The sequence below is a fragment of the Streptomyces sp. NPDC001750 genome, from assembly GCF_042892615.1.
Classification (GTDB): domain Bacteria; phylum Actinomycetota; class Actinomycetes; order Streptomycetales; family Streptomycetaceae; genus Streptomyces.
The window spans coordinates 224716-246438 of sequence record NZ_JBIAUE010000002.1 but is presented as its reverse complement, the minus strand read 5'-3'; the positions used below and the strand labels follow the sequence as shown (position 1 = coordinate 246438).

General features: G+C 71.9%; 13 protein-coding genes and 2 pseudogenes. 12 read left to right on the top strand and 3 right to left on the bottom strand.

Features of this window, described 5'->3' with window-relative positions; translation table 11 throughout:
- Positions 1-31: 31 nt before the first annotated feature.
- The 4 genes and pseudogenes from ACFYY6_RS04440 to ACFYY6_RS04425 all read left to right on the top strand — a co-directional run.
- A complete protein-coding gene (locus ACFYY6_RS04440) occupies positions 32-1258 on the top strand; it encodes a serine hydrolase domain-containing protein (RefSeq protein ID WP_389191616.1) in 1227 nt (408 codons plus the stop codon).
- Positions 1259-1349: 91 nt separating this feature from the next.
- Entirely contained in the window at positions 1350-2441 is a 1092-nt protein-coding gene (locus ACFYY6_RS04435; RefSeq protein WP_351521420.1) for an alpha/beta hydrolase-fold protein, read from the top strand.
- A gap of 414 nt (positions 2442-2855) precedes the next feature.
- Positions 2856-3263: pseudogene (locus ACFYY6_RS04430) on the top strand (ATP-binding protein); the annotation flags it as partial.
- A gap of 5 nt (positions 3264-3268) precedes the next feature.
- A pseudogene (locus tag ACFYY6_RS04425) lies at positions 3269-4918 on the top strand (LuxR C-terminal-related transcriptional regulator); the annotation flags it as partial.
- Positions 4919-4991: 73 nt separating this feature from the next.
- On the opposite strand, the gene ACFYY6_RS04420 reads toward ACFYY6_RS04425, so the two are convergent.
- The 3 genes from ACFYY6_RS04420 to ACFYY6_RS04410 all read right to left on the bottom strand — a co-directional run bounded on the left by ACFYY6_RS04420 (position 4992) and on the right by ACFYY6_RS04410 (position 7897).
- On the bottom strand, positions 4992-5375 hold the full coding sequence (locus ACFYY6_RS04420) for a DUF6191 domain-containing protein (RefSeq protein ID WP_386608096.1): 384 nt from the start codon (positions 5373-5375) through the stop codon (positions 4992-4994).
- Between the two features lie 21 nt (positions 5376-5396).
- Positions 5397-6653 (bottom strand): PQQ-dependent sugar dehydrogenase, encoded by a 1257-nt coding sequence (locus ACFYY6_RS04415; protein WP_386608098.1) that lies wholly within the window; start codon positions 6651-6653, stop codon positions 5397-5399.
- Between the two features lie 251 nt (positions 6654-6904).
- A complete protein-coding gene (locus ACFYY6_RS04410; protein ID WP_351627242.1) occupies positions 6905-7897 on the bottom strand; it encodes an aldo/keto reductase in 993 nt (330 codons plus the stop codon).
- Between the two features lie 191 nt (positions 7898-8088).
- On the opposite strand from ACFYY6_RS04410, the gene ACFYY6_RS04405 reads away from it, so the two are divergent.
- From ACFYY6_RS04405 to ACFYY6_RS04370, 8 genes are all read left to right on the top strand, one after another.
- Entirely contained in the window at positions 8089-9102 is a 1014-nt protein-coding gene (locus ACFYY6_RS04405; RefSeq protein WP_386608100.1) for a 2-hydroxyacid dehydrogenase, read from the top strand.
- 411 nt (positions 9103-9513) lie between these two features.
- Positions 9514-12360 carry an EAL domain-containing protein gene (locus tag ACFYY6_RS04400; RefSeq protein WP_351627248.1) on the top strand — a complete coding sequence of 949 codons (2847 nt, stop codon included), beginning with the start codon at positions 9514-9516 and terminating at the stop codon, positions 12358-12360.
- Positions 12361-12577: 217 nt separating this feature from the next.
- On the top strand, positions 12578-14434 hold the full coding sequence (locus ACFYY6_RS04395; protein WP_351521412.1) for an acetolactate synthase large subunit: 1857 nt from the start codon (positions 12578-12580) through the stop codon (positions 14432-14434).
- Between the two features lie 22 nt (positions 14435-14456).
- Positions 14457-14984, top strand: coding sequence for an acetolactate synthase small subunit (gene ilvN / locus ACFYY6_RS04390; protein ID WP_073784708.1), 528 nt, complete (start codon positions 14457-14459; stop codon positions 14982-14984).
- A 137-nt stretch (positions 14985-15121) separates the two neighbouring features.
- Positions 15122-16123 carry a ketol-acid reductoisomerase gene (ilvC, locus tag ACFYY6_RS04385; protein WP_351521410.1) on the top strand — a complete coding sequence of 334 codons (1002 nt, stop codon included), beginning with the start codon at positions 15122-15124 and terminating at the stop codon, positions 16121-16123.
- A 263-nt stretch (positions 16124-16386) separates the two neighbouring features.
- A complete protein-coding gene (serA, locus tag ACFYY6_RS04380; RefSeq protein WP_351521408.1) occupies positions 16387-17979 on the top strand; it encodes a phosphoglycerate dehydrogenase in 1593 nt (530 codons plus the stop codon).
- Positions 17980-18238: 259 nt separating this feature from the next.
- Positions 18239-18829, top strand: a complete 591-nt coding sequence (locus tag ACFYY6_RS04375) for a TetR/AcrR family transcriptional regulator (RefSeq protein ID WP_351521407.1) — start codon at positions 18239-18241, stop codon at positions 18827-18829.
- Between the two features lie 351 nt (positions 18830-19180).
- A complete protein-coding gene (locus ACFYY6_RS04370; RefSeq protein WP_389191611.1) occupies positions 19181-21682 on the top strand; it encodes a Tox-REase-5 domain-containing protein in 2502 nt (833 codons plus the stop codon).
- Positions 21683-21723 lie beyond the last annotated feature (41 nt).

Here is a 21723-nt window from a genome sequence, read left to right as displayed (position 1 = left end):
CCTTAATTCCGGTCGAGAAGGAGAGAAACGCATGAGCGTGAGCATGTTCGCCGGTCCCGAGGCCCGTACGGCGACGGACGCCGGTCGTTCCGGCGCCGAGGGAACGGCCCGCCGGCCGTCGTCGCGGCGCCGGGGCCGGCTGCTGACGGCCGCCGTCGCCGTCTGTCTCCTGGCGGGCGGTGCCGGCCAGGCCACCGCCGTCGAATCGACCCCCGCCGACATCCTCCGGTCCGGCGCCCAGCAGGGGGTCGCCGACGGATACCCGGGCGTGGTCGGCATGGTGCGCAAGGGCGACAACGCCCAGTACGTGCAGGCGGGGGTCGGTGACCTGTCCGCCAAGGCGCCCGCCGACCCGAAGGCGCAGTTCCGGATCGGCAGCAACACCAAGGCGTTCATCTCCACCGTGCTGCTCCAGCTGGAGGGCGAGCACCGGCTCTCCCTGGACGACACCGTCGCCCGATGGCTGCCGGGCGCCGTCGCCGCCAACGGCTACGACGGCGCCAAGATCACGATCCGTCAGCTCCTCAACCACACCTCGGGCCTGCCGGACTACCTCGGCGCCCTCCAGGTGTCCACCCCGTACTACCTCAACACCAACCCGAGGGAGGCCATGGCGCCGCAGTCCCTGGTCGACATCGGCCTCGCCCGGAGCGCTCCCAAGACCGGGCCGGGGGAGAAGTTCGGCTACTCCAACACCAATTACGTGCTCGCGGGCATGGTGATCAAGGCCGTCACCGGCTCGGAACCGGCCACCGAGGTCCAGCGGCGGATCATCGAACCGCTCGGTCTGCGCGACACCAGCTTCCCCACCGAGGACCCCGCCCTGTACGGCAACTACCTTCACGGCTACGTCCTGCGCGTCCTCCTCATCGGCGACGGCACGGTCTCCAACGTGCAGGTCACCGGGAGCGCCGGTGCCATGGTCTCGACGCTGGACGACCTGGCCACGTTCTCCCGGGCCCTGCTGACCGGGAAGCTCCTGGCGCCCGCGCAGCTGGCCGAGCTCAAGACCACGGTGCCGGTGAACGCCGAGGGCACCGCCGGCTACGGCCTGGGCATCGAACACGTCAAGCTGCCCTGCGGGAAGTGGGCGTGGGGCCACAACGGTGCCGTGCTCGGCTACTTCAGCGAGTGGCTCACCAGTGAGGACGGCTCCGAGCAGGCGCTGCACGCGAACAACGAGTACCACATGCTCGCCGGGACAAAGGGGCAGGCGGATACGGGCAAGGGCATGACGGACGCGTTCTGCGCGCTCTGAGCCCTCCGAAGCCCGAAGGGCGTCCGCTCCCTCCGCTCCTCACCTCCCCCCGGAAACCATGAGAGACATCCGCTCTCGGGAAGGACCACCGATGAGATCAGCACTGAACGCCTGGAGACTGCACGCGAGAACGGCCGTCGTCGCCGCCGCGATGACGGTGACGGCGACGCTCGCTGCACCGGCCGCGAGCGCCGAGGGCTCCGATCCACCCGTGTTGTCCGACGGGTTCGGACTGACCCAGGTCCCGGGCGGCACCGAGGTGCACTCGGCAAACGACTTCACCATCACCGTGACCACACCGCAGGTGTCGGGCCCGCACAAGATCCGCGTCTTCCTGCCCAGCGGCTATCGCTCCGACCCCGACCGACGGTGGCCGGTGGCGTACTTCCTGCACGGCGGGGGCGGGAACGTGAACGACGCGGCGGCAGCCCCCGCGCTGCGCTCGGACTCGATGATCACCGTGGTCCCGGACGGCGGCCTCAAGGGCTGGTACGCCGACTGGGTCATGCAGAACACCGTCGTGGGGGCGGCGAACTGGGAGACGTTCCACCTCGATCAGGTCGTCCCCTTCATCGACGCGAACCTGCGGACCGTCGCCGACCGGGCCCACCGGGCCGTCGTCGGTCTCTCGATGGGCGGTTCCGGCGCCCTGCACTACGCCGAGGCCCGTCCCGATCTCTTCGGCCATGCCGCCTCCCTGTCCGGGGGCATCGACTTCGACATGGCGGAGATCCGGGGAGCGGTCCTGGCCACGGAGCTCAACCTGACGGGCGCGTGGTGCGCCGTGAGCACCTCCACCCCCTCCGGCACCGGCAAGTGCACCGGATACGGCCCCACCGTGGACAGCGACGCCATCTACGGTTCCCCCTACCCGGTGTTCGACGCGGACCGCGTCTGGAAGGCGGTCAACCCGGCCTCCCCGGCCAACCTGTCCGCGCTCGCCGGGACCGAGACCACGCTCTACACCGGTGACCAGGGGCTCATCGACCACTTCACCGCGATCGCCGCAGAGCGTGTGAAGGCCCGCTCGGACCAGCTCGGGCTGCGCACCCGTCTCGTCGACTACGGCGACGGGTCGTCACTGGCCCCCACCTGCGACGGCGGACACAACTACGGGTGCTGGGCCCCCGCGCTCGCCGACTACATGGCCCGGCTGCGGACCGCGTTCGCCGCCGCGGACTGAGTCCTCGACGGCGGTGCGGCGAGAGGTGGTGCGGCGGGCGGCGTACGGGGGGCGTCGTCCGCCGTACCACCATGGGCCCGTACGGCGTGGAACGGCCGGAGGCCTGGGGACGGGTGGGCCGGGGCGCTGGGAACTCCTGCACGGCCGCAGGCACGGGGGCGAGTGGGAACGGCTGGACGCGATGGATGCGGCGGGACGTACGCGACGGCCGACGCCCCAGTTCCGGGGCCGTGTTCGCGGATCCGTGCTCCCGGATCCGTGCTCCCGGATCCGTGCTCCGGGACCTGCGTTTCCGGACCGCTGCTCCCGGACCCCGTTCCCGAACCCACGTTCCCGAACCCCCGTTCCGGAACCCTCGTTCCGGACCCGCTGCCGGACCCCCGCTCCCGGATCCGTGCTCCCGGCTCGTGTGCGATGCTCGGCGATGTGGAGACCCGGCCCGTCAGTCCTGAGTCCGTCATTCCCGTCTCCGGTGGCCCCGCGCCCGTCGGTCCCGTCTCCGACAGCTCGCTGTCCGTCGGTTCGGTGTCCGTCAGCCCCGTGTTCGTCGGCCGCGCGGCCGAGTTCGCCGCGCTCGTGGACGCGCTCACCCGGGCCGCCGCGCCGGACGACGGCCGGACCGGCGGCGCCGGTGACGGTCCCCGAGCCCTGCTGATCGGCGGCTAGGCGGGCGTCGGGAAGACCAGACTGGTCGAGGAGTTCCTGGGCGAGGCGGTACGACGCGGGGCCGTCGCCGCCGTCGGCGGCTGCGTGGGCACCGGGGCCGACGGCCTCCCGTACGCCCCGTTCTCCACAACGTGTCTCCGCGCAACGCGTCGTCGTCCTCGTCCTGGTGGGTCCGGCGCTCCCGGCTCGCACAGGACCTCGGACACGGCGACGGCCGACGGGAACTGGCCCGCGCCCAGGACCTCGTGCGCGGACTGCCCCCGTCATCCGTGCACGCCGACGTCCTGATGAACGTCGCGGGATGGGGTGCCCGGCACCGGCCCGGGCCGAACGCGCTGTCGGCCGCCGACCGTGCCGTGGAGTACGCCCGGCTCGTCGGGGACGAACGCGTCGCGCTGCACGCCGGACTCGTGCGCGGCCGGCTCACCGCCGATGCGGGCGGCGTGGACGACGGCATCGCCGAGATGTACGCCGTCCGCGAGAAGGCCGGCGAACTGCGCCTGGCCGACGTCATGAGCCGGGCCGCCACCGCCCTCCCCCGCCACGCTCGAATCCATGGGCCGCTCGCTGGAAGCCGTGGCGGCCGCCGACGACGGAATCGACACCGCCCGCGCCCTCGGCATCGCCGACATGGAGGCGTCCGTCCGCTGCGAACGGGCGAACTCGCTGTTCTCCCTGGGGTATTGGGACGAGAGCCGGACGACCGCAGCCGCGGCGGCACGTGCCGCCCGGTCCGAGAGCGCACGGGCCCGCGTCGCCTCCTTCCGTACCGAACTCGCCCTGGCCCGGGGCGATCTGGCCGAGGCTGAAGTCCAACTGGCCCTGTCCCGACGCGGATGCGGCTCATACGGCTCTCACCCTGGACACCGGATCACCTTCGTACGGCACACCATGAGCCTCGCCGTCCGACGGGGCCGGCTGCCCGAGGCGCGGGCCGCGTTCGAGACCCTGGCGGACGAGGACTTCCGGCCCGGGACCCCAGCAGCGGTACGTGCTGCCGCTGCTCCTCGTCGCCGCCGCGGCCGAGGCGGACTTCCGGGGCCGTACCGCCGCGGACGCCGACCGGCCGGCGGTCCTCGCCGACGTCCGGGCCCGTCTGAAGCGGCTGCCGACGCTCGTCCCCGTATGGGCCGCGTACGCCCTGTGGGCCGAAGCCGAACTGGCCCGTGCCGAGGGGGTCGACGCCCCCGACCACTGGTCCCGCGCCGCCACGGCCTTCGCGCCCCTGCACCGCCCCTACGAGCTGGCGCGGATCCGCCGCCGCTGGGCCACGGCTCTCCTCGGCGCCCCGGCGACCGGTCCGCCGCCACCGTCCTGCTGTGCGAGGCCCACCGCGCCGCCCTCCGGCTCGGCGCGCGCCCGCTGGCCGAGACCGTCGAGCGGCTGGCCGCACGAGCCCGCGTCCCCCTCGCCGACCCCGGCCCGGCCCGCGGTCGCGTCGACGGCGAACGCGAGAGGCCCGGCGCACCGGCCGCCGTGACCGCACTCGTGGCTCCCCCCGTCACCGTTCCCGACCCGGACGACGGCACCGGCGCGGCGACGGAACACGCCGAGCGCCACCCGGGGGAGGCCGCGGCGCGGACCCTGGAGCGCCTCGGACTGACGAGACGTGAACAGGAAGTGCACCGGCTGGTCGCCGCCGGCCGCACCAATCGCAAGATCGCCGAGGAGCTGTACATCTCGCCCAAGACGGCGAGTGTGCACGTCTCCAACATCCTCGCCAAGCTCGGCGTCTCCGGCCGGGCGAGGCGGCCGCCCTCGCCCATCGGCTCCGGCTGTACCCCGCCCAGGACGCCACCGACGCCCTGTGACGCGCCTCTGGCTCCGTCGGTTCCGCGCCGCACCGGACGTACTCGACGAACCCGACGAACCCGACGGTCCGTGCTACGGCCGCGCCCCGGCCCCGCCCTGCGAAGCGCCGCCGTCGCGCGGCTCGGCGTCCGGGCCCGCGTCGGGGTCCGTGGCCGAGCCCATGTCCGGTGTGCGAGCAGACGCGGCCCCCGGTATGCGGCGGGACACGGCCTCCGGCGCCGGACCCCGGCCCGCCGGCGGGGCGCACCCGTCGTCGTCCGGCCGGCCGGCACCGGGCGTCCTGCCGCTCCCGGGCGCGCGGACGACGACCTTTCCGGAGGCCAGATCTATCGGACCGCGCCCCGGGTCGCCGACGCCGAGATCGACGCGGGACAGCTCCAGCCGCTTGCGTTCCTCGGCGGCGTGTCTGCGACCCGGTGCGAAGATTTCCTCGAAGAAGTTGAACACCGGCCGCACGCCCTTTCACCGCTGTAGTCGCTACCGCACCTCCAGCACCAGGATCCTGTCGTCTCCCGGCTTCGGGGTGCCGCGCGTGTCCGTATTGTTCGTCACGAGCCAGAGTTTGTCGCCGCCCGCGGCGAGCACGGTGCGCAGACGGCCGTACTTCCCCTCCAGGAACGACTGCGGGGCCGCCAGGGGTTCCCCGTCCTCCTTGCCGGACAGCGGGATCCGCCACAGCCGCTCACCGCGCAGGGCCGCCATCCAGATCGAGCCCTCGGCGAACGCGATCCCGCTCGGGGACGCCTCGGACGTCTTCCACTGTGCCACGGGATCGATGAATCCCCTCTTCCCGGACCTCCCCTCGGCCTGTGGCCAGCCGTAGTTGCCGCCCGGCACGATCCGGTTCAGCTCGTCCCGGGTGTCCTGCCCGAACTCGGACGCCCACAGCTGCTTGTGCCGGTCCCAGGCCAGCCCCTGCACATTGCGGTGTCCGTACGAATACACCACGGAGTCGGCTTCCGGGTTGCCGTGCAGGGGCCTGCCGTCAGGGGTCATCCGCAGGATCTTCCCGCCCAGCGACTTCCTGTCCTGCGCCAGCCGGTCGTCGCCCGTGTCACCGGTGCCCGCGTACAGCATGTGGTCCGGGCCGAAGGCGATCCGCCCGCCGTTGTGGACCGAGCCCTTCGGGATGCCGCGCAGGATCGTGTCCGGCGCGCCCAGCAGGCGGCCCGGCGTCGTGCCGTTCTCGTCGTACTGCATGCGCGCGATCCGGTTGTCGGACGCGGTCGTGAAGTAGGCGTACACCAGACGGTCCGAACCGTAGTCGGGGGACACGGCGATGCCCAGCAGCCCGCCCTCCCCGCCGGGCGCGACCCCCGGCACGGCGCCGAGCAGGGTCTTCTTCCCGCTCCTCCCGTCGATCAGGGTGATCGTGCCCTTGTCGCGCGAGGACACCAGGAGATCGCCGTCGGGCAGCTCCGCCAGCCCCCACGGCGAATCGAGGCCCTCGGTGAGCGTGGAGACCACCCGCACCGAGCCCTTCGCGGGCGGCGGGGCGACCGTCGCGGACGGCGTGGCCGCCGGGCCGGTGGCGGAGGGGGCGGCGGCCCGGGACGGGGGCACGCCGCCGACCTGCCCGCCGACGGCACCGACGTCCGAGGAACACCCCGAGGCCAGCAGGAGCGCACCCGCGGCCAGCGAGGCCCCGGTCACGCCCCGGGCAGCGCGTCGAGGCCGCCCTCCACCTCCCGCTGAGCCTCGGCCTCGTACCGTTCCGAACAGAACACCGCGCACAGCACCGGTCCCTTCAACGCCTTCGACGACCCGGATACCGTTCTTACACCGAGGCCCCGCCCCGGGACGCCCGTCCCGGCCGATCTCCTCGGCCGATCGGCGCGGCGAGCACGACACCGGAACGCCACGGCCACGCCCGCGGAACGGGCTCCGGTCCCCACCGCGGAGCCCCACGGACCCCGCGCGATCGTCCCGGGCCGCCCCGTCGCCGCCCCCGCCCCCGCGCCCCCATGGCCGACCCGGGCCCGTGCTCAGTCCCAGGACCCCCGTGCCGGGGGCAGCCGGGCGATCTCGAGAAGGTCCCGCTCGGTCAGCCGCAGCCCGGCGGCCCCCGCGTTCTCCACCGCCCAGTGCTCCCGCTTCGTCCCGGGGATCGGCACCACGTGCGGCCCCTGCCGCAGCACCCAGGCCAGCGCCACCTGTGCCACGGTCGCCCCGTGCCGTTCGGCGATCCGGCGCAGCCCGGCCACCACCGGCTGGTTCGCGGCCATCATCTCGGCCGTGAACCGGGGGTGCCGCGCCCGCAGGTCGTCCGGTTCGAAGCCCTGTCCCGGAGTCAGGGTGCCCGTCAGGAAACCGTTCCCCAGCGGCATCGCCGCCAAGAGCCCCACGCCTCGCGCCGAACACCAGGGAAGCAGCGACACCAGTGCCTCCCGCGACCAGACCGAGAGCTCGGCCTCGACCGCGCTCACCGGGAAGACCTGCTGCACCCGATCGAGCTGACGGATCGTTTCGTCGTACATACCGGCCCCGAGCCGCCGGGAAGCCCGCGCCCCGACCGCGCACAGCCCGAGCGCCCGCACCTTCCCGGCCGTCACCAGCTCCGCCATCGCGCCCCAGGTCTCCTCGACCGGCACCTCGGGGTCGGCCCGGTGGAGCTGGTACAGATCGATCACATCGGTCTGCAGCCGTCGCAACGAGGCGTCGCAGGCCCGCCGCACGTATCCGGGCCGGCCGTTGGCGACGATGTGCTGATCACCCACCAGCAGGCCGCACTTGGTGGAGACGAAGGCATCGGACCTGCGGCCCTTCAGTGCCCGGCCGACCAGCAGTTCGTTGGTGAAGGGGCCGTACATGTCGGCGGTGTCGAGCAGTTGGACCCCCGCGTCGAGCGCGGCGTGCACCGCACGCAACGCTCGGTCACCGCGCCGTTGCGACGCGCTGTACGCCCAGCTCATCGGCATACAGCCAAGTCCGACCGCACCCACGGCGAGCGCCGCCGCACCGAGACTCCTGCGCTCCAACTCCCCGAACCCTCCCTCGGCCCCGCCGTCACGGGACCACAACGCACCCCAAACTAACCTCTGCCGGCCGCCGCGCCTCGCGCAGCCTCCCGCCGACCGCCTTTGCCCGTACGGCTCCTGACGGCCCGGACCCTCCCCGCGCCGCTGCCGGGACGCGGCCCGGTGCCGGGACCGGCAATAGCCTTCTGACCATGACTCCGACGAATTCGACGACCACGACCACTCCGGCGACCCGGGCCACCACGACGACGCCGACCGCTTCGACGCGGCCCCACGACGTATGGCTGCCGTATCCCGCCGAAGAGATCGAGGGGCTTCCGGACGGCCTCGTCTACCGCTTCTGGGACGGCACGGGGGACTTCCCGGCGGACCCGGCCGACTGCGCCTTCTACGTCGTGCCGTACATGTCGGACGCCGGGACCGCGACCCGTCCGTTCGCGGCCATGACGCGGGTCCGGGCCGTGCAGACGCTCACCGCGGGCATCGACCACGTGGAACCGAGCCTCGGGGCGCTGCCCCCGGGAGTGCGGCTGTGCAACGCCAAGGGGGTCCATGAGACGTCGACCGCGGAGCTCGCCCTCACCCTGATCCTCGCCTCCCTGCGCGACATCCCCGGATTCGTCCGCGGGCAGGACCAGGAGGAGTGGCGGGCCGGCTTCTATCCCGCGCTCGCCGACAAGTCCGTGCTGATCGTGGGGTACGGGGCGATCGGCGCGGCCGTCGAGGACCGGCTCGCGCCCTTCGAATGCGCACGCGTCGCACGCGTCGCACGCTCCGCGCGGACGACGGAGCGCGGCCCCGTGCACACGCTCGACGACCTGCCCGCGCTCCTGCCCGAGTCGGACGTCGTCGTGCTGACCACCCCGCTGACCCCGTCCACCCAGGGACTGGTGGACGCGGAGTTCCTCGCCGCGATGCCGGACGGCGCACTGCTCGTGAACGTGGCGCGGGGCGCTGTCGTCGACACCGGAGCGCTGCTGGCCGAACTGGAGTCCGGCCGGTTGCGCGCGGCCCTCGACGTCACCGACCCGGAACCCCTGCCGGCCGGACACCCCCTCTGGCACGCTCCCCACGTCCTCGTCTCCCCGCACGTGGGCGGCACCAGCTCCGCGTTCCTGCCACGCGCCAAGCGCCTGTTGACCGCTCAACTGAGCCGCTTCGCCGCGGGGGAGCCGTTGCGGAACGTCGTGCACACCACCGGTTGATCATGTTGAGCACCACGGGACGGCCAGGGCGCGAACCACAGGATGATCACGGGATACCCATGAACCGGCCACGCTACGGGCCCGTATGACTGCGCTCCGTCCCGACCGCGACCTTGATCGTCACGCAGCGTATATAGGCTATGTCCCTGAGTGACCAGTCTGGTGTATCGTCCCGAAAGGGGCGCTGCGCCGAGGAGGGACGGTGCCGGGGAGGACGCAACACACGAGGGGGCGATGGGTGATGTACGGCCGAGGGGCGAACGATCCGACACGGCACGGCGGCCGACGGCTGCCGTGCCCCGACGGCGGGTGCCGGACGCCCGCCCGCGCGTCGGCGGGGGTGGCCGACCGCGGACGGGTCCCAGTGGTGTGCCGGGCGCGCGTGCGCCGGTCGGCGCCGGGTGTGCGCCGGTGAGCGCGCCGAGCGATGCCTTCGGGGCCTTCCTGGCCCGGCGGTCGGCCGTCGGCGGGACCGGCGCGGTGGTCTCGCAGATCCTGCTCGGCCTCGTCTGCGGCGGTTACGCGGTCGGGGCGGCCCTTGGCTGGGGCTCGCCGGAAGTGGCGCTCTTCATGGGGGATTTCGGCCTCAGCGCCGCGGCGCTGATCGCCGCCGTCTCCTGCTTCCTCTACGCGCGCGCCGACGGCGACCGGTGCCGCCCGGCCTGGCTGCTGTTCTCGTTCTCCTCGCTCATGGCGGCCGGGGGAAACGCCGTCTGGGGCTGGTACGAGGTCGTGCAGGGGGTCCGGGTGCCCAGCCCCTCCCTCGCCGACGTCTTCTTCCTGTGCTTCGCGCCGCCCGCCGTCATCGGGCTGCTCGTCCTCGCTAAACGTCCCGTCACGCGGGCCGGATGGCTCTGCCTCGTGCTCGACTCCTGGCTGATCGGCGGCTCGCTCCTCACCATCTCCTGGAGCCTCGCCCTCGCCCACACCGCGCACCTCACGGACACCGAGGGGACGAGCGTGGCCCGCGCGGCGCTCTCGCTGGCCTATCCGCTGCTCGACATCGTGCTGGTCTCCATGGTGCTGGCTCTGCACTTCCGCCGCGCCAACATCAACCGCTCCGCGGTGAACACAGCCATCGCCGCACTCGCCGTGACGGTCCTGTCCGACGCCCTGTTCACCTCGCCACTGCTGCGGCAGACGTACCACTCCGGCCAGCTGCTGGATGCCGGCTGGTTCGCCGGTTCGCTGCTCCTCGCCTACGCCCCCTGGGGCGTGCGCGCCGCCTCCGGTGACGCCCTGGCGCCGCGCGAAGCGCCGCGCCAGGCCGGTAGTCGGCCCATCGCCGGTTCGCTGGCCGCCCTCACGCCGTACCTCGCCGCCGCCGTCTGCACCCTCGGCATCCTCTACAACGTCGTCGAGGGCCGCACGGTCGACCGCGTCGTGGTCTTCACCGGCTGCACGGTGGCGCTCGCCCTCGTGGTCCGGCAGGCCATCATGCTCGTCGACAACATCGCCCTCACCCAGGAGCTGGCGCAGAAGGAGAACCACTTCCGCTCGCTGGTGCAGGGTTCCAGCGACGTCATCATGATCGCCGCCCCCACCGGCGTCCTGCGCTATGTCAGCCCCGCCGCCGCGGGGGTGTACGGGCGCGACGCCGAGGACCTGGTCGGGACCCAGCTCGCCTCGGTCATCCACCCCGACGACCTGGGCGGCGTGGTCCACGAGCTGCGCCGGTTCCTCGCCGCCCCGCAGAGCGAGGAACCGACCACCCGGATCGAGTGCCGCTTCAGATCGGGCACGGGCGACTGGCTCAACGTCGAGTCCACGGTCAACCGCCATCAGGGCGGGCTGATCCTCAACAGCCGCGACGTGACCGAACGTGTGCGGCTCCAGGCCCAGTTGCAGCACAACGCCGAGCACGACCCGCTCACCGGCCTGCCCAACCGCGCGCTGTTCACCGAGCGGGTGCGGCAGGCCCTCGGCGGCCGTCGCACCGGCGACGCGGGCACCGCCGTGCTCTTCATCGACCTCGACGGCTTCAAGGCGGTCAACGACCGTCTGGGCCACCAGGCGGGCGACGAACTCCTCGTCCAGGCCGCCCGCCGTCTCCAGGAGTCCGTCCGGGCCGGTGACACCGCGGCCCGCCTCGGCGGCGACGAGTTCGCGGCGATCATCCTCGGCGACGGTGCGGGCGACCAGTCCGCCCGGGAGTGCCAGGTCCACGAGATCGCCGACCGGCTCCGTCTCACGCTCTCCCGGCCCTACCACGTCGGCGTCGGCCCCGGCGAGGTCAGGGTCGCCGCGTCCATCGGGGTCGCGTTCGCCGAGCCCGGCATCACCCCCAGCGACCTCATGCGCAACGCGGACCTCGCCATGTACCGGGCCAAGGCGGGCGGCAAGAACCGCGTCGAGCTGTACGCCCCGCAGATGCAGGCCGAGGTCGTCCGCCGTTCGGAGCTGGCCGCCCGGCTCCGCAACGCACTGCGCGACGGCGAGTTCGCCCTGCTCCACCAGCCGGTGGTGCATCTGGCCAGCGGCACCGTGGCGGCCGTCGCCGCCCAGGCGCGCTGGCGGTCCGCCCAGGGCATCCTGTTCACCCCCGCCGAGTTCCTCCGCGTCGCCGAGGACGGCGACCGCACCGCCGAACTCGGCCGCTGGCTCCTCGAAGAGGCCATCGAGCAGGCCGCCGACCGGGCCAGGGCCGGACACCAGGTCTCCGTCGCGGTACGGCTCCCCGCCCGCAGACTGCTCGACAAGGGGACGCCGTCCGGCTCCATCGAGGCCCTGCTCACCCGGCACCGCCTGCCCTCCGGCACCCTGATGATCGAGGTCGCCGAGAGCGATCCCCGGATCCCCTTCGACGAACTCGAACAACGCCTCGTGGCACTGCGCCGCCTCGGCGTGCGCATCGCGCTCGACGGATTCGGCAGCGGATACGCGGCCATAAACGCACTCCGCCGGCTCCCCATCGACGTACTCAAACTGGACCGCGGTCTCGTCGAGGGCGTCGTGGAGTCCGCCCGCCTCCACAAGATCACCAGCGGCCTGCTGCGGATCGCCTGCGACCTGGGCATGCAGTCCGTGGCCGACGGGGTCGACGTGCCGGAACAGGTCCTGGCCCTGCGCGCCATGGGCTGTACGCACGGACAGGGGATGGCGTTCTCCGGGCCGCTCGACGAGTACCGGCTGCGCCGCGCCCTGACCCGGGGGACGTTCCCGATGCCCGGCACCGCCACCGCGGAACCCGTCCTGACGGGCGGCTCGATCCCACTCCTCAGCGGCTCACATGCTGAGACGCCCGTCCCACCCACTTGACACGTCGTGTGCGTCGGAGAGAGGGTCGATGCCATGCGCACCCGAATTCTCGTACTTGGACAGCGCGTCGGCTGAAGCAGAGTCCCTCGATGGCACTCTGCAGACCACACCGACGCGCTCCCCTCGCTTGCCTCATGGCACGAGGGGTTTTTTGTTGCACCGGAACCACGCAAACGCCGCAGAACACCCCGCACGAACCCTCAGCTTCGAGAAGAGAATGCCGATGACCGAGCAGGCCACAGGGGCCCACCATCCCCAGCCGCGGGCCCGTAACGGCGGATCGCCCGCCGCCACCGTTGAGCACGTCACGGGCGCGCAGTCCCTCATCCGCTCCCTCGAGGAGGTGGGGGCCGACACGGTATTCGGCATTCCCGGCGGCGCCATCCTTCCGGCCTACGACCCGATGATGGACTCCACCCGGGTCCGTCACGTGCTGGTCCGTCACGAGCAGGGTGCCGGACACGCCGCTACCGGCTATGCGCAGGCCACCGGCAAGGTCGGCGTCTGCATGGCCACCTCGGGCCCCGGCGCCACCAACCTGGTGACGCCGATCGCGGACGCCCACATGGACTCCGTCCCGCTGGTCGCGATCACGGGCCAGGTCGCCTCCAAGGCGATCGGCACGGACGCCTTCCAGGAGGCGGACATCTGCGGCATCACCATGCCGGTCACCAAGCACAACTTCCTCGTCACCAAGGCCGAGGACATCCCGCACACCATCGCCGAGGCGTTCCACATCGCCTCGACCGGCCGTCCGGGCCCCGTCCTCGTCGACATCGCCAAGGACGCCCTCCAGGCGCAGACCACGTTCAGCTGGCCGCCCACCCAGGACCTGCCCGGCTACCGTCCGGTCACCAAGCCGCACGCCAAGCAGATCCGCGAGGCCGCCAAGCTGATCACCCAGGCCAGGCGCCCGGTGCTGTACGTCGGCGGCGGCGTCATCAAGGCGGGGGCCACCGCCGAACTGAAGGTCCTCGCCGAGCTCACCGGAGCGCCCGTCACCACCACACTGATGGCGCTCGGCGCATTCCCCGACAGCCACCCGCTGCACGTCGGAATGCCGGGCATGCACGGTTCGGTCACCGCCGTCACCGCGCTGCAGAAGGCCGACCTGATCGTTGCCCTCGGCGCCAGGTTCGACGACCGCGTCACGGGCAGGCTGGACAGCTTCGCCCCGTACGCCAAGATCGTCCACGCCGACATCGACCCCGCCGAGATCGGCAAGAACCGCGCGGCCGACGTGCCGATCGTGGGCGACGCCCGCGAGGTCCTGGCCGACCTCGTCCAGGCCGTCCAGGCCGAGCACACCGAGGGCCATGTCGGTGACTACGCGTCCTGGTGGAAGGACCTCGACCGCTGGCGCGAGACGTACCCGCTCGGCTACGACCTCCCCGAGGACGGCAGTCTGTCCCCGCAGCAGGTCATCCAGCGCATCGGCCGGCTCGCCCCCGAGGGCACGATCTTCGCCGCGGGCGTCGGCCAGCACCAGATGTGGGCCGCCCACTTCATCGACTACGAGCGGCCCGCCACCTGGCTGAACTCCGGCGGTGCCGGAACGATGGGGTACGCGGTCCCGGCCGCTATGGGCGCCAAGGCCGGCGCGCCGGACCGCACCGTCTGGGCCATCGACGGCGACGGCTGCTTCCAGATGACCAACCAGGAACTCACCACCTGCGCGCTCAACAACATCCCGATCAAGGTCGCGATCATCAACAACGGCGCGCTCGGCATGGTCCGCCAGTGGCAGACCCTGTTCTACAACCAGCGGTACTCCAACACGGTGCTGCACTCCGGTGCCGACACCGAGGGCGTCCCGGCGAAGGGCACCCGCGTCCCGGACTTCGTCAAGCTGTCCGAGGCCATGGGCTGCCACGCCATCCGCTGCGAGGACCCGGCCGACCTGGACAAGGTCATCGAAGAGGCCAACTCCATCAACGACCGTCCCGTCGTCATCGACTTCATCGTCCACGAGGACGCCATGGTCTGGCCGATGGTCGCCGCCGGCACCTCGAACGACGAGGTCATGGCCGCCCGCGGGGTCCGCCCCGACTTCGGCGACAACGAAGACGACTGAGAGACCGAGAGAGACCGACGCCATGTCCACCAAGCACACGCTCTCCGTCCTGGTCGAGAACAAGCCCGGTGTCCTCGCCCGGATCACCGCCCTGTTCTCCCGCCGCGGCTTCAACATCGACTCGCTCGCGGTCGGAACCACCGAACACCCCGACATCTCGCGCATCACCATCGTCGTGAATGTCGAGGGCCTGCCCCTCGAGCAGGTGACCAAGCAGCTCAACAAGCTCGTGAACGTCCTCAAGATCGTCGAACTGGAGCCCTCCGCTGCGATCCAGCGGGAGCTCGTCCTGGTGAAGGTCCGCGCCGACAACGAGACCCGCTCCCAGATCGTCGAGATCGTCCAGCTGTTCCGCGCCAAGACCGTGGACGTCTCCCCGGAGGCGGTCACGATCGAGGCCACCGGCGGCGCCGACAAGCTGGAGGCCATGCTCAGGATGCTGGAGCAGTACGGCATCAAGGAGCTGGTCCAGTCCGGCACCATCGCCATAGGGCGCGGCGCGCGCTCGATCACCGACCGGTCGCTGCGCGCCCTCGACCGCACGGCCTAGTGCCGGTCCCGGAGCCGTCCGTCGCGGCGGCACCGGGACGTCGCCCCCTCGCCGCCCGTATGGCGAGATCAGTAAACGTTTCCGACGTATCCCGCCGTACGGTGGGACGCACCACCCGCACACCAAGGAGAGACCCAGTGGCCGAGCTGTTCTACGACGACGACGCCGACCTGTCCATCATCCAGGGCCGCAAGGTCGCGGTCATCGGCTACGGCAGCCAGGGCCACGCCCACGCGCTGTCGCTGCGCGACTCGGGTGTCGACGTCCGTGTCGGTCTGCACGAGGGCTCCAAGTCCAAGACCAAGGCCGAGGAGCAGGGCCTGCGCGTGGTGACCCCCGCCGAGGCCGCCGCCGAGGCCGACGTCATCATGATCCTCGTCCCGGACCCGATCCAGGCCAAGGTCTACGAGGAGTCCATCAAGGACAACCTCAAGGACGGCGACGCGCTGTTCTTCGGCCACGGTCTGAACATCCGCTACGGCTTCATCAAGCCGCCGGCCGGTGTCGACGTCTGCATGGTCGCCCCGAAGGGCCCGGGCCACCTGGTCCGCCGCCAGTACGAGGAGGGCCGCGGCGTCCCCTGCATCGTGGCCGTCGAGCAGGACGCCACGGGCAATGCCTTCGCGCTGGCGCTGTCGTACGCCAAGGGCATCGGCGGCACCCGCGCCGGCGTCATCAAGACGACCTTCACCGAGGAGACCGAGACCGACCTGTTCGGTGAGCAGGCCGTTCTCTGCGGCGGCACCGCCGCCCTGGTGAAGGCCGGCTTCGAGACCCTGGTCGAGGCCGGTTACCAGCCGGAGATCGCGTACTTCGAGTGCCTGCACGAGCTGAAGCTCATCGTGGACCTCATGTACGAGGGCGGCCTGGAGAAGATGCGCTGGTCCATCTCGGAGACCGCCGAGTGGGGCGACTACGTCACCGGCCCGCGGATCATCACCGACGCCACCAAGGCCGAGATGAAGAAGGTCCTCGCGGAGATCCAGGACGGCTCCTTCGCCAAGAACTGGATGGACGAGTACCACAACGGTCTGCCCCGCTACAACGAGTACAAGAAGGCGGACAGCGACCACCTCCTGGAGACCACGGGCCGTGAGCTGCGCAAGCTCATGAGCTGGGTCAACGACGAGGACGCGTAAGCACGCCCAGGGGGCGGACCGGAGCACCGGTCCGCCCCCGCCGCATTCACCGCCGGAAGAGGCTGCGCGCACGTGTGTACAAGTCGTCCACTCCGTGTGGGTGATCCTTCCAACGGGGCGCAGTGTGCGCCCCGGCGCATGACTACACTGCTCCACACATACACGCGTCAGGCCCACAGTGTCGTGCGTCTTCCACGCGGCAAGCCCCTCCATCGCCTGCGGCCGTCGGGACGGCCGTCCGCACTGGACTTGTGAGGACTCACGTGAGCTCGAAACCCGTCGTACTCATCGCTGAAGAGCTGTCGCCCGCCACGGTTGACGCCTTGGGCCCGGACTTCGAGATCCGGCACTGCAACGGCGCGGACCGTGCCGAACTCCTCCCCGCGATCGTCGACGTCGACGCCATCCTGGTGCGCTCCGCCACCAAGGTCGACGCCGAGGCCATCGCCGCCGCCACGAAGCTGAAGGTCGTGGCCCGCGCGGGCGTCGGCCTCGACAACGTCGACGTCTCCGCCGCCACCAAGGCCGGCGTGATGGTCGTCAACGCCCCGACCTCCAACATCGTCACCGCCGCCGAACTGGCCTGCGGTCTGCTGATCGCCACCGCGCGCAACATCCCGCAGGCCAACACCGCGCTCAAGAACGCCGAGTGGAAGCGCTCCAAGTACACCGGCGTGGAGCTGAGCGAGAAGACCCTCGGCGTCGTCGGCCTCGGCCGCATCGGTGTCCTGGTCGCCCAGCGCATGTCGGCCTTCGGTATGAAGATCGTCGCGTACGACCCCTATGTGCAGCCCGCGCGTGCCGCCCAGATGGGCGTCAAGCTCCTCTCGCTCGACGAGCTGCTGGAGGTGTCGGACTTCATCACCGTGCACCTGCCCAAGACCCCCGAGACGGTCGGCCTGATCGGCGACGAGGCGCTGCACAAGGTGAAGCCCACCGTGCGCATCGTCAACGCCGCGCGCGGCGGCATCGTCGACGAGGCCGCGCTCGCCTCCGCCCTCAAGGAGGGCCGGGTCGCCGGTGCCGGTCTCGACGTGTACGCGAAGGAGCCCTGCACGGACTCCCCGCTGTTCGAGTTCGACCAGGTCGTCTGCACCCCGCACCTGGGCGCGTCCACGGACGAGGCGCAGGAGAAGGCGGGCATCGCGGTCGCCAGGTCCGTGCGCCTGGCCCTCGCCGGCGAGCTGGTGCCGGACGCGGTCAACGTCCAGGGCGGCGTCATCGCCCAGGACGTGCGCCCCGGTCTGCCGCTCGCCGAGAAGCTCGGCCGGATCTTCACCGCGCTGGCGGGCGAGGTCGCGGTCCGGCTCGATGTCGAGGTGTACGGCGAGATCACCCAGCACGATGTCAAGGTGCTCGAACTCTCCGCGCTGAAGGGCGTGTTCGAGGACGTCGTCGACGAGACCGTGTCGTACGTGAACGCCCCCCTGTTCGCGCAGGAACGCGGCGTCGAGGTCCGCCTCACCACCAGCTCCGAGTCGCCCGACCACCGCAACCTGGTGACCGTCCGCGGCACGCTCGCGGACGGCGACGAGGTCGCGGTCTCCGGCACGCTGGCCGGGCCCAAGCACCTCCAGAAGATCGTCGCGGTCGGCGAGTACGACGTGGACCTGGCGCTCGCCGACCACATGCTGGTGCTGCGCTACGAGGACCGCCCCGGCGTCGTCGGCACGGTCGGCCGGATCCTCGGCGAGGCCGGTCTGAACATCGCGGGTATGCAGGTGTCGCGGACGGGCGCGGGCGGTGAGGCGCTGGTCGTCCTCACCGTCGACGACGACGTCCCGGCCTCGGTGCTCGCCGAGATCTCCACGGAGATCGGCGCCACCTCCGCCCGTACGGTGAACCTGACCGACTGACGGCCGCGCCCTCACGGCGCCCCCGCCCACCCGGCCTGCCCGGCATCTAGTGCCGCGGCAGGCAACGTTTGCCCGTCAAGGAGCGCGTCCGGTGCGTGCTCTCGGTGTGCCGGTCGGAAGCCCTCGTACTGGACGTACTCGGGTTTTCGGCCGGTGCGGCGAGAGGGCGTGCCGGGCGTCGCGACGGGGCGAACGTTGCCTGATGCGGCACTAGACGTACGTCTTACACGGACGTCTGCATGCCGGGTACGCTGCTGTCATGGGACACCGTGAGGATCTGCTCGAAGGCGCCAAGCGCTGCCTGCTGGAAAAGGGGTACGCGCGGACGACGGCACGCGACATCGTGGCCGCCTCCGGCACGAACCTCGCCTCCATCGGCTACCACTACGGTTCCAAGGAGGCCCTGCTCGACCTGGCCTTCCTCAAGCTGACCGAGGAGTGGGGCGATGTGCTCACGAAACGGCGGGGCGAGGGCACGGACGAGGGCGGCGGGACCCCCGGGACGCCGCTCGACCGGTTCCGCGACACCTGGGAGCAGGTGATCGACAGCTACGAGCGGACCCGTTCGGTCTGGCAGCTCCAGATGGAGGTCATCTCCCGGATCGACCAGGACCCGGAGCTGCGAAAGGCGCTGATCGGCCCGCAGCGCGAGGCGCGGGACGGGCTGGCCGAGAACATGCTCGGCATCGACCCCGAGAAGGACCCCGAGAAGGCCCGGGTGGCCGGGCTGTTCTGCCAGGCACTGCTCGCCGGCGTGATGGTGCAGTGGCTGATGGACAGCGATTCGGCGCCGTCCGCACAGGATCTGACGGACGGACTGAAGGTGGTCCTCGAAGGGCGTGCGTCCTGACGACGCCGCTCGCGTCGCGTTCCTCGCGCGGCATGCTTCCCGCGATACCGGAACGCCCGCGTACATCGCGGTGTGCGCCCGCTGCCCGCGTACGGCCCGGAGCGCGCCCCCCTGCCCGCGTACCCCCTTCCCCGCATCCCCTGCCACCCCGTCGCCCGCATTCCCGACCGCGCAGCACCTGCCCGCGCGGGCTCGCCCGTGCGGGCGACGGCCCCTCCGGGCGGTGACGGGGGCTCACGTGCTCGTGATGGGCCCGGCGTTGGGTCCTGAGACCCATGACGCGGGACGGTCCCGTCCCTAGGGTGAGTCGCTGTCATGTGACTTGCTGACATCGGGGGTCGGGGGGCACGTATGTCTGTTGTCGGTGGCGTGCCGGTTCCCGGGGGACCGGCCCCGGTGAGACCGGGGCACCGGGAGCTTCCGCGTCCGCTCAACACGGCACGGCTGCTGCTGTTCGTGCTGTTCGGCGCGACGGTCCTGGGCGGGCTCGGCCTGCTGGGCTCGGCGTTCGCGGTGGACGCGATGGGGGCTCAGGTTCTCGGCATCCTGCTGTACGCCGCCGCGCCCGGCGTGCTGGGCCTGCTGCTGGCCCGGCGCCTGCGCACCGGCGGCAAACGGGTCTGGTGGGGGCTGGTCGCCGTACAGGTGTGGCTGGTCCTGGGCGGCGTGGCCAACATCGGGGACGGCTCGGCGCGCGGCTTCGTACAGCTGCTCCTGCCCATCCTGATCCTGGTCCTCCTGACGCGGGCGCAGAGCCGTTCCTGGTTCCTGCTGCCGCCGGTGGAGCGGGGAGCGAAGCCCGTCGGGGAACGCGGCGCAAAGCGCCGGTTCTCGCTCTCCCACATGATCACCTGGCGCCGGGACCGGGGGCAGTCGGCCCTGGAGTACCTGGGCCTGGTGCTGATCGTCGTCGCGCTGATCGCGGCCATGACGCTGAGCGGCCTCGGCGGCCGGATCACCGCGGAACTCCAGGCCGCGATCTGCTCGTTGAGCGGCTATTCCTGCCCGGCGTCCGGGGACGGCTCGGGCCAGGTGGAGGCCGGTCCCGGGAAGGACGGCGGTGCCACGAACGGTGGGGCCGACGGCGGAGGCGACGCGGGCGCGGACGGCGGTGCGACGGTCACCGGCGGCGCGAACGGCGGCCCCTCCGGCGCGGGCGACGGCGGCGGCGACGCGAGCGGCGGGAACGCGAGCGGGGGCGGAGCGAGCGGCGGGAACGCCGACGGCGGCAGCGGTGGGGCGAACGGCGGTTCCTCGGCTTCCTCCGGCACCTCGACCGGCTCCACGGGCGGCACCGGCGGCAGCGGCGGCACGGGCGGTCCCGACGACGGCCGGCCGGGCAGCGGCGTGGACACGTACCCGGAGGACAACGACGAGCCCGAGGCCGCCTACGACACGCCCGTGTCCGACGAGGACGGCGAGGGGAAGAACGACGGCGGCGGCAAGAACGACGAGGAGGACTGCAGCGGCTGGGGCTTCTTCGGCTGCGCCTGGGACCGTACGACCCAGGTCGTCAAGGGCGTGGCGGTCGACGGCGTCTGGGGCGACATCACCGGGATCATCGACCTGTTCAAGCCCGAGACCTGGTCCGGCATCGCGGACTACGGCAAGCAGCTCGGCGACCAGTGGTCGAAGGACTCCAAGGACGCCGCCGACAAGTGGGACAAGGGCGACTACCTCGGGGCGCTCTGGGACTGGGGCTCGGCGTCGGTCAACACCGTCGTCAAGGTCGGTGACGACGTCTTCGTCGGCGACGAGGTCCGTGACCGCTGGAACAACGGGGAGAAGACCCGGGCCGTCACCGATGTGATCTGGAACGTCGGCTCCCTCTTCATCCCCGGCTACGACGTGGCGAAGGTCGTCGGCAAGGTCGGCAAACTCGGCAAGCTGGGCAAGATCGCCGAGACGGTGGCGAAGGCCGTCGACGACGCGGGAGGCGCGGCCCGCCGCGCCCGAAAGGCCGCCGAACTCGGCGACCTCGACGGTGTGCGCAAAGCGGCCAAGGAGGCCGACGACGCCGCCGACGCGGCGGAGGACGCGGCGCGCCGCACGGGCTGCGTCATCGCGTCCGGCCCGGCCCTGGTGCGCTACGGCGGCGGGACCATGGGGGTAGCGGGGTCCGGCACCGGCGTGCTGGCGTCCGGTTCCACCGGCCGGGTCGTCCTCGCGGACGGTGGCTGCGACGAGGCGGCCAAGGCCGCGGCGGAGAAGGCGCGCGCCGAGGAGCGGGCCGCCCATCTGGAGCAGAAGCGCCTTGAGGAGCCGGAGCGGGCCCGCAAGGCCGAGCTGGACAAGAAGAAGTACCCGGAGCCGAACCGCAACGACACCTCCGACCCGCGCAACTACAACCCGCCGTCCTGGGCCGAGGACCTCAAGGACCACAAGCTCGGTGACGCGGACCTGGGCGACGGCTACTGGGCCAGCCGCGACCGCAACCCCGCGCCCAACTGGAAGAACGAGTCCTGGCTGCGCTACCAGGAGCAGGTCACCGGAACCAACCGGGGCCAGGAGTACGTCGTGCCGCACCCCAAGGAGGGCAAGCCGGCCGTGGAGTACGACGGCTGGGACTCCAGCAGGCAGACCTTCCTGGAGGCCAAGAACGGCTACCAGAGCTACCTGTCCCAGACCGAACCGGGCACGCTCACCAAGTCCGGCAAGGACAAGTTCGTCGCCGAGGCGAGGGCCCAGGTGGAGGCGTCCGGCGGCCGGGCCGTGGAGTGGCACTTCTCCGACCCCGACGTGGCGAAGGCGGCCCGCCAGGCGTTCCGGGACGAGGGCCTGCCGATCAAGGTGGTGCACACGAAGCCGAAGCCGAACGACAGCACCAGGAAACCGGGGGCCTTCGACGAGTAGCCTGCACGCGGTGGCGGTCCGGCCGCGTTCGGCCGGGACCG

What these genes read in the sequence shown, in the direction of transcription:
- ACFYY6_RS04395 (WP_351521412.1), top strand. Translation starts at nt 12,578, where the DNA reads ATGCCGATGACCGAGCAGGCCACAGGGGCCCACCATCCCCAGCCGCGG.
- ACFYY6_RS04405 (WP_386608100.1), top strand. Translation starts at nt 8,089, where the DNA reads ATGACTCCGACGAATTCGACGACCACGACCACTCCGGCGACCCGGGCC.
- ACFYY6_RS04440 (WP_389191616.1), top strand. Translation starts at nt 32, where the DNA reads ATGAGCGTGAGCATGTTCGCCGGTCCCGAGGCCCGTACGGCGACGGAC.
- ACFYY6_RS04375 (WP_351521407.1), top strand. Translation starts at nt 18,239, where the DNA reads ATGGGACACCGTGAGGATCTGCTCGAAGGCGCCAAGCGCTGCCTGCTG.
- ACFYY6_RS04435 (WP_351521420.1), top strand. Translation starts at nt 1,350, where the DNA reads ATGAGATCAGCACTGAACGCCTGGAGACTGCACGCGAGAACGGCCGTC.
- ilvN (WP_073784708.1), top strand. Translation starts at nt 14,457, where the DNA reads ATGTCCACCAAGCACACGCTCTCCGTCCTGGTCGAGAACAAGCCCGGT.
- ACFYY6_RS04370 (WP_389191611.1), top strand. Translation starts at nt 19,181, where the DNA reads ATGTCTGTTGTCGGTGGCGTGCCGGTTCCCGGGGGACCGGCCCCGGTG.